Below are 7,396 nucleotides of genomic sequence, written 5' to 3' on the forward strand. Positions count from 1 at the left end.
AAGAACAACGCCGACATCGACACCGATGCGCTGCTCGCTCTCTGCAGAGAAAAGCTCGGCCCGGTCAAGACACCGAAGTCGGTGCAGATCCGCCGTCTGCCGAGATCACCCGTCGGCAAGGTCCTTCGCCGTGAACTGCGCGACGAGTACTGGGCTCATGCCAGCCGGCGAATCTGATCGCGTTCATCGCGTTGATCGCAGCCGAACACCAGCAGCCGCCGACCTTTAGCCGACGAGCCGAGTCTCGAGCCAATTCCCGACGACCGTATCGAACAGCGCACTGAGACCTTGGGGCGCACCGCAAAAGACCTCGAGAAATAAAGGAACACGTATGCATTCCGACGACACAGCATGGCTCGACGCGACGGCACAAGCTGAACTCGTTCGCGACGGTCAGGCATCACCGCTCGAGTTGGTCGATGCCGCAATCTCGAGAATCGAGCAGCTCAACCCGACATTGAACGCCGTCATCTTCGAGCGCTTCGAACAGGCACGCCGGGAAGCCAAGGACGAACCGTCGCTCCCCGACGGCCCCTTGCGTGGTGTTCCGTTCCTGATGAAGGATCTGCTGCAAACGGTGGCAGGTGAACCGCAGAGCATGGGCTGGAAGATACTCAAAGACCTCGACTATCGGGCGCCGGTCACGGGCTACGTGGCCCAAAAGTTCATCAATTCCGGGTTGATCAGGCTCGGCCAGACAACTGTCCCCGAATTCGGAAACACCTATTCCGCCGAGACCCCAGCGTGGGGCATCACGCGTAACCCATGGGACGCAGAGCGAGCCGCCGGTGGTACCAGCACAGGGTCGGCGGTCGCGGTCGCATCAGGAATGGTGCCGATGGCACACGGCAATGATTCGGGCGGTTCCATTCGTATCCCCTCCGCCTATTGCGGACTCGTAGGACTCAAAGGATCTCGCGGGCGGACATCGCTCGGCCCTGTACACGGCGACCACATGAACGCATCCACCGAAGAAGGCGTGCTCGCACGCTCGGTACGAGACGTTGCGCTGGCAATGGACATCATCTCGGGCAACTTGCAGGGAGACCCGTTCCCCGCCCCGCCGCCAACTCGTCCGTACCGCGACGAAGTCGGGACCGATCCAGGCCGCCTCCGGATCGGGTTCGCCGCTTGTGCGCCGCCCGATCTGCCGGCGTACAGCCACGATGCCCGAACCGCCCTTGCCGATGCCCTCGCCCTACTCACATCCCTGGGCCACGCTGTCGAGGATTCTCACCCGGCCATATTCGACGCAGCGGGCATCACCACCCAATTCCTTCAGCTCGTCGCCTGCCATCAGGCCCGCGCAGCGCGCACGATGGAGCAACTGTTGGGACGTAGGCTCGGCCCCGAGGATTTCGGCCCCTGGACGTGGGCGCTGATCGAGCGAGGATCGCAAACGACAGCAGCGGCCTACATCGAATACGCCGAATGGCGCAACATCGCCGCACGAGGTACCGGCGAATGGTGGGCACAAGGGTACGACGTACTGGTCATGCCGACCGTGGCCAGATCCGCGCCCCTCATCGGTGAGCTTCAGCCGCACAACGGGGAGACCGTCGAAGACACGGCCAGCCGCCTCTTCGGTCACGTTCCGTTCACCCACGTTTGGAACGCGACCGGGCAACCCGCGATCACTCTTCCCCTCCACATCACGCCAGCGGGACTACCTCTCGGCGTCACGTTCGTCGCCTCCCATGGCCGAGAGGACATCCTCCTGCGCCTCGCGTCACAGCTCGAGCAAGCAGCCCCATGGCACGGCAACCGTCCCCGGATTCACGCCGGTATGAGCAGAGGCTAGTTACAACCAGGTGTGCCCCAGTACTACGCGCTGTTCGCGGCGTCCGGCTGGCACCTGACGAAAACCTACCCGTAGGCGGCGGAATGCACGTTCTGGAACTCACTCCCGCCTGATCCCATACCCTGAGGACCACTGTTGACCGCAGCAACCACTCGTGAGCTGGGCCCGGAGCGCCGCTTCGGTGAGGTACGAATTCGCCATCCCACCCGGCCGCCCCTGTCACCACCAGCCGACGCACCCAACGTGTATCCCTTGGCGGACAGGCCACCCGGCACAGCCGGTCGACGCGGTGGCGGGACGCCCGATCTTGTTGTACCTTCCCGACTCCGTCACACCGAGCCGGCAGAGCCCATACCGTTCTGCCGGGTCCTCGGGCCGATCGAAGTCGAGATTGACGGTGTTCCAGCCGATTTGGGTGGCCCGCGCACTCGTAAGGTGCTCGCGGTGCTGTCCACCGGCGTCGGCACTCCTGTCCCGGACGACGAGTTGATCGAACAGGTGTGGGGCGATCAACTGCCCGGCAATGTCGTGCAAGCGTTACGCACCACCGTCAACCGCTTGCGTGCTGGGCTCGGCCCGGCTATCGGGCCGCAGTATCTGCGGCGTTATCGTGCCGGGTACGCACTGACCATCCCGGCATCGCTGACCGACCACGGTCTCCTCCCGGAGTTGGTCGCCCGAGCACAACATCACCTCGCCGATAACGACCTTTCTGCCGCAACTGTTGATCTGGAATCGGCGGCGGCGCTGTGGCGCGGCGAACCGTGGGCAGACCTCGGCGACCAACCGGAACTGGCCGGCGCGCGGGCCCGGCTTGCCGAACTGTACGACACCGCGGTGGAAGAACTGCAGGCCGCGCGACTGGCGCTCGGCGACACCGCCGCTGCGATCGCTGCCCTCACCAACGCCGTCGACCTGACTCCGTACCGGGAACGACGGTGGGAACTGCTCGCCCTGGGCCTGTATCGCAGCGGCCGCCAAACCGAGGCGCTCGGCGCCTTGCGGCAGGCTCGTCAACTCCTTCGCACCGACACCGGCGCCGATCCTGGACCCGCCCTGCGAACCCTCGAACACCGCATCCTGCACCACGACCCGACCTTGCTCGCCCCGCGCTCCGCCGCGAACTCACCCCACCCCATATCCGCGGCACCTCCGACGTCGCATGAGCACACCGGCCATTCGGCGACCGGACCTGCCACCGCTCTCCAGATCGGACTGCGTCCCGATGCCCTGGACCCCTGCTCCCCCGGTTTCACCCGATTCCCGGCGCTTACTACAGATAGCCTGCGAAAAGCCAACGCCGACAATGCCACTCGCCTCCGCACCGCTGGCTACCAGGTCGACAACTGCCTCATCGGAATCGGCGACGCGGGTGCCGACACGGCGCGCCGAGCACTTGCCGCCAGACACTACGACACCGTATTCATCGGCGCCGGAATCCAACTCGGCGCCACCGACACCGGACTGCTCGAAGCAATCATCAATACCGCCCACACACTGCAACCACACTGCCGGTTCATGATCGATGCCGAGCCCGTTGAGGAGATGCCCAGATGACCGCATATGAACTGCCGCAGGGGTTGGACCCGTTGCCGACCGCCTACGGGATTCGCAAAAGCAACGACCGTGTCATCCAGGCGCCGCGGACCAGACCGGCGCCTAGCTCCACTGCGCCATTGCTCGCGGCATAAGCGGATCCGCCCGGAACGACCGCTCCGGTCAACGCGGTGGATAGGTTGCCCCTGACGCAGTTGCCCGACGTACGGGCCGCGGCTATCGAAGAGGCTCCTCCCGCAGCAGCAGGGTGATGACCGTGTGGGCGGTGCCGGGATCCGGGTTGAGGGTGGGATCGCCACCGTTGTGCAGGTAGCGCTCACTGAGGGCGACGATCCCGTCGGCGAGGGTCGCCGGTGGCGCCGGAGGGCGGTAGTCGCCGTCTGTCACCTCACGTTCGATCGCGTGGGTCAGGAGTTCGACCAGGCGGGGGCGGATCGGGCCGTTGAGCGCGGTGAGCATTCGCACCCCGCGGTCGCCCTCGTTGGCGAGCAGAGCATGCAGGGGTTGCGCGTTCGCGCAGGCATCGAGGAACCAGGTGATGCCACGCTCGAGGCGGGCGAGTCCGCGGCCCGACGCGGCGGCGACCGCCCTCTCGACGAGTTTGCGCAATTCGAGCCACACCACATCGGCGAGTAGCCGATCACGGTCCCCGGTCCAGCGATACAACGTGGTCCGCGAAACACCGAGTTCGGCGGCGAGATCGACCATATCGAGGCGTTCGCCGGCCAGAAAGTGCCGACGCGCTACCGCAAGGGCCTCAGCAGGAGTGGCACGCGGCGGCGTCTGCCGCTGGCCGGTGGCATGCAGGTAGGCCAGGGTCGGGGAATCGCCGGTCGGGGGCTCCATGCAGGACATCGTAGACAAACTTCTCAGTGAGTTGACATGTTGACTCATCTGTCCACAGAGAGTTACATTCTCGCCAAATGTAACGAACAGGAGCCATTTGTGCGTCGGCACTTCCTCATCACGGCTGTAGCGATACTGGGCGCGGTCATGTCATCGGCAGGTCCCCACTACGCGGCGGCACACGCCGATCCGGCCGACACACCGAATTCGCAGGTTTCGCCTGTGGCCGGATCGACGATCGAGCAGTTTCGCGACGCCTTCGTCGAGCGGGACCGATCCTCGTTGACCGTGGGCGGACGGCCGTTCCGGTTCTCCGGCGCAAATGTCGAATGGCTGGGGTTGGTGAACTACGGCCCCAACCCCTCGCCGACCGTCCCGCCGGGCAGCGAGCGATACCCGAGCGAGTACGAGATCGATGATGTGTTCGCCACGGCCCGGGAGATGGGCGCGACCGTGCTCCGGTCGCAGACCTTGGGCGATACCATCGGTTGCCCGTCGTGTCTGGAACCCACACTGGGACAATTCAATCCGGACGCCTTCGCGCACATGGACACGGTCGTGGCCAAGGCGCGCGCCCACGGCGTCAAATTGATCGGCGAGTTCTCCGGCGACGCCAACGGTGCACCCGCTCCGAACCAGAACTCGCCATCCGCCGACAGTCACGACTGGTACTGCACGTGGCGTCATCGGCCGGATTGCGGGCAGGCGTTCTTCACCGACCCGGACATCATCGGCGACTACGAGCGGCATATGAAAGCCGTTCTCGAGCATGTCAATCCGCTGACCGGGCTCGCCTACAAGGACGATCCGACGTTCGCTGGCTGGGTCGACGGCAACAATCTCGATCTGCTCGACGGCACGCCGACGCCGGTGGTGGAAAGCTGGCTGCGCACCGTCTCCGACTACTTCCGCTCACTCGACTCCCGGCAGCTGTTCATCAACATCAGCCTCGGTGGCGGGGACGGGTTCGTCACTGACAGTGTGCTGCGACTACCCAACGTCGACGTCTACGCCGCGGAGTACTACCCGCACTGGCTGCCGATCATCTCCGGCGGCAACCGCATCGATGGCAACGCCGGAAATCTGCACGACAAAGCCGCCCAGGTCGCCGCGGCCGACAAAGTGTTCACCACGATCGAATTCGGCTGGGACCGAACCGACTTCCTCACCAGCGACGCCCTGCGCGATTTCCTCACCGGGCTGGAATCAGATCCACACATCGCCGGCGACAACTTCTGGGCACTGCAGGCACACGCCGACGGCCACGGCTGGCAACCCGTCCCCGCCGACACCGGCTGCTCGCCCACCTGCGAGTGGGGTGAGGACGGCAACTGGTGGGCTCTCTACTACACCGGCCGCACCACCGCCTCCCACGATGCCGTCGATATGGCAACGCGCGCACAACTATTGCGCGCGCACGCCTACGCTATGGCGGGCTATCCGGCACCACCGCCGCACCAGCCGGTGCCCGCCCCCACCATCACCTCCACCACTGATGGGACAGTGCTGTTCGAAGGGTCGGCGGGTGCACCGGACTACTCGATCCGGCGTCTGGACCACGGCGACTGGGTAACCGTCTGCGAGCACTGCGCCACCGATGCCTCCGGCGGCTGGCAGGACACCGATCCCCACGCGGCGCGCTGCTATCAGGTCATCGGCTACAACCTCGACGGTGTCGCCGGAGCACCCTCGGCCCCCGCGGGCAGCGACTGCCTCCGCGACAGGCGCCGGCGGTGATGCACGCCAGCGGCCCGGCCCGCTTCCGGGCAGGTCGCGATTCTCGGTCTCGTATCAGGCTTGGTCCGGCCCTGCATGTCCTGTTCACACCCGTTAGCGTCAGTGCCGCCAGCGCCACCGCCTCGGACACGTCCGCGTCCGACAATGCACAGGCCGACTCCACCTGCTTCATATTTCGCCGCCTACCGCCAACTCCTCGGCGACCGCTTCGACGGCCGCGTAATCCCGGCCGAGTACGCCAATCCGGAACCGCCCCCGTTCTTCAGCGACACGATCGAGACCCCGCACAGCGTGGTGACCGCCCACTTCGTGGACGAGGAAGGGCACCCGACGGTGCGGGCTCGGGACGAGATTCTTGGCGTACCTGCGCAGGAGCCTCCTCACGTCCTGAGTCGGCTGCGCGCGAGTTGCGCGATGCCGGCGACTGGCGTCCATCAAGGCCGTATCTGCCGAGGTAGATGACAAGATCCCGGTACCCGTGAGTGATGTTGGCGCGGTCACCTAGGTAGGTGCTGGCAAAAAGTTGATCGGCTCCCGATGTCTAGGGCATATCTACGAGACGAGCATCAGTGTTGTTCGGAGTGATCGGATCGCGCAGGTCGTGACCACGGATCGCGCCAGCCACAGCGTCGTGGCGGTGCGAGTCGAGTGATCGAGGCGCTGCCCATGACGGCCAGCTGCCGAGGGTCACGCGGAAGCGGTCGACGCGGTCTCGGTCACGGATGGCTTCCCGCGGCTGTGCCGGCCAACGGGATGTTCCGGGTGGCCGACGACTTGCCCCATCGGTCGCCCGTGAGAGGCCGGTGCCGGAGGGTAGCCACGCACATTCCGCTGCACTCCGGTACCGGCCGAGATGAGGCGTCACCGACGCCTGGTCCGGTGGATCCGGAGCTGGGTAGCTCTGGTGAATGCCGCAAGACGCAGGATTGGCTACCGTACGTTGAAGGTGCTGAGCATGGTCGCTGAAGCATGGCTCCCACCCACAGGTGAGGTACACCTGCGGATCTGGCTGGCCGGCGTGGTCTTCGACTACACGGCCACCGCGATGGCGGCCCGCAACTTGATCCACGACTGGCGGCGAAAGCATTGGTACACAATCGAATTGATCTGCGACACCATTGAGACCGGTCGGCTGCTGCCACGCCTACCGTGCGAACGCTTGTTCGCCGGACCCTGACCGGCAGCGCCGAGGATGGTGGCCGGTTCGGCTTCGGAACTGCCCATTGCCGGGATGCCATCGCACTCGATCTTGTAGCCCCGATACTCGTCGTCACCGGGCGACTACTCTGACAGTATGTCGGCGCAGCGCCGAACGTGGACCGAGGATTTGCCTGCGGCAACGGATCGTTTTGTCGGCCGGGATCCGGAGCTGGGCAGGATTATCGATTTGTTGCTGTCCTCGGCCCGGCTGATCACTGTGATCGGGCCGGGCGGCATCGGGAAAACACGACTCGC

Annotated in this window: 6 protein-coding genes; 4 read left to right on the forward strand and 2 right to left on the reverse strand. The window is 65.4% G+C overall.

Annotation, left to right across the window (positions count from 1 at the left end):
* Positions 1-412 precede the first annotated feature (412 nt).
* Positions 413-1,801 carry an amidase gene (locus ACWEO2_RS44060; protein WP_452410837.1) on the forward strand — a complete coding sequence of 463 codons (1,389 nt, stop codon included), beginning with the start codon at positions 413-415 and terminating at the stop codon, positions 1,799-1,801.
* 444 nt (positions 1,802-2,245) lie between these two features.
* Complete coding sequence (locus tag ACWEO2_RS44065; RefSeq protein WP_452410838.1) at positions 2,246-3,358, forward strand: AfsR/SARP family transcriptional regulator; 1,113 nt, start codon at positions 2,246-2,248, stop codon at positions 3,356-3,358.
* A 216-nt stretch (positions 3,359-3,574) separates the two neighbouring features.
* Here the strand turns inward: ACWEO2_RS44065 and ACWEO2_RS44070 are convergent, their stop codons facing one another.
* Positions 3,575-4,204, reverse strand: coding sequence for a QsdR family transcriptional regulator (locus ACWEO2_RS44070; protein ID WP_452410839.1), 630 nt, complete (start codon positions 4,202-4,204; stop codon positions 3,575-3,577).
* 147 nt (positions 4,205-4,351) lie between these two features.
* Here ACWEO2_RS44070 and ACWEO2_RS44075 point away from each other — a divergent pair, with 147 nt between their 5' ends.
* Positions 4,352-5,941 carry a hypothetical protein gene (locus ACWEO2_RS44075; protein ID WP_452410840.1) on the forward strand — a complete coding sequence of 530 codons (1,590 nt, stop codon included), beginning with the start codon at positions 4,352-4,354 and terminating at the stop codon, positions 5,939-5,941.
* Positions 5,942-6,109: 168 nt separating this feature from the next.
* On the opposite strand, the gene ACWEO2_RS44080 is transcribed toward ACWEO2_RS44075, so the two are convergent.
* Positions 6,110-6,325, reverse strand: coding sequence for a hypothetical protein (locus ACWEO2_RS44080; protein WP_452410841.1), 216 nt, complete (start codon positions 6,323-6,325; stop codon positions 6,110-6,112).
* 571 nt (positions 6,326-6,896) lie between these two features.
* On the opposite strand from ACWEO2_RS44080, the gene ACWEO2_RS44085 reads away from it, so the two are divergent.
* The gene (locus ACWEO2_RS44085) at positions 6,897-7,118 is read left to right on the forward strand and encodes a hypothetical protein (protein WP_452410842.1); all 222 of its coding nucleotides are present in this window, start codon (positions 6,897-6,899) and stop codon (positions 7,116-7,118) included.
* Positions 7,119-7,396: the final 278 nt, after the last annotated feature.

It is taken from the genome of Nocardia sp. NPDC004278 (genome assembly GCF_053602975.1).

Excerpts from the sequence above, each read along its gene's own strand:
- ACWEO2_RS44070 (WP_452410839.1), bottom strand. The coding sequence starts at position 4,204 with ATGGAGCCCCCGACCGGCGATTCCCCGACCCTGGCCTACCTGCATGCC.
- ACWEO2_RS44075 (WP_452410840.1), top strand. The coding sequence starts at position 4,352 with ATGTCATCGGCAGGTCCCCACTACGCGGCGGCACACGCCGATCCGGCC.
- ACWEO2_RS44085 (WP_452410842.1), top strand. The coding sequence starts at position 6,897 with ATGGTCGCTGAAGCATGGCTCCCACCCACAGGTGAGGTACACCTGCGG.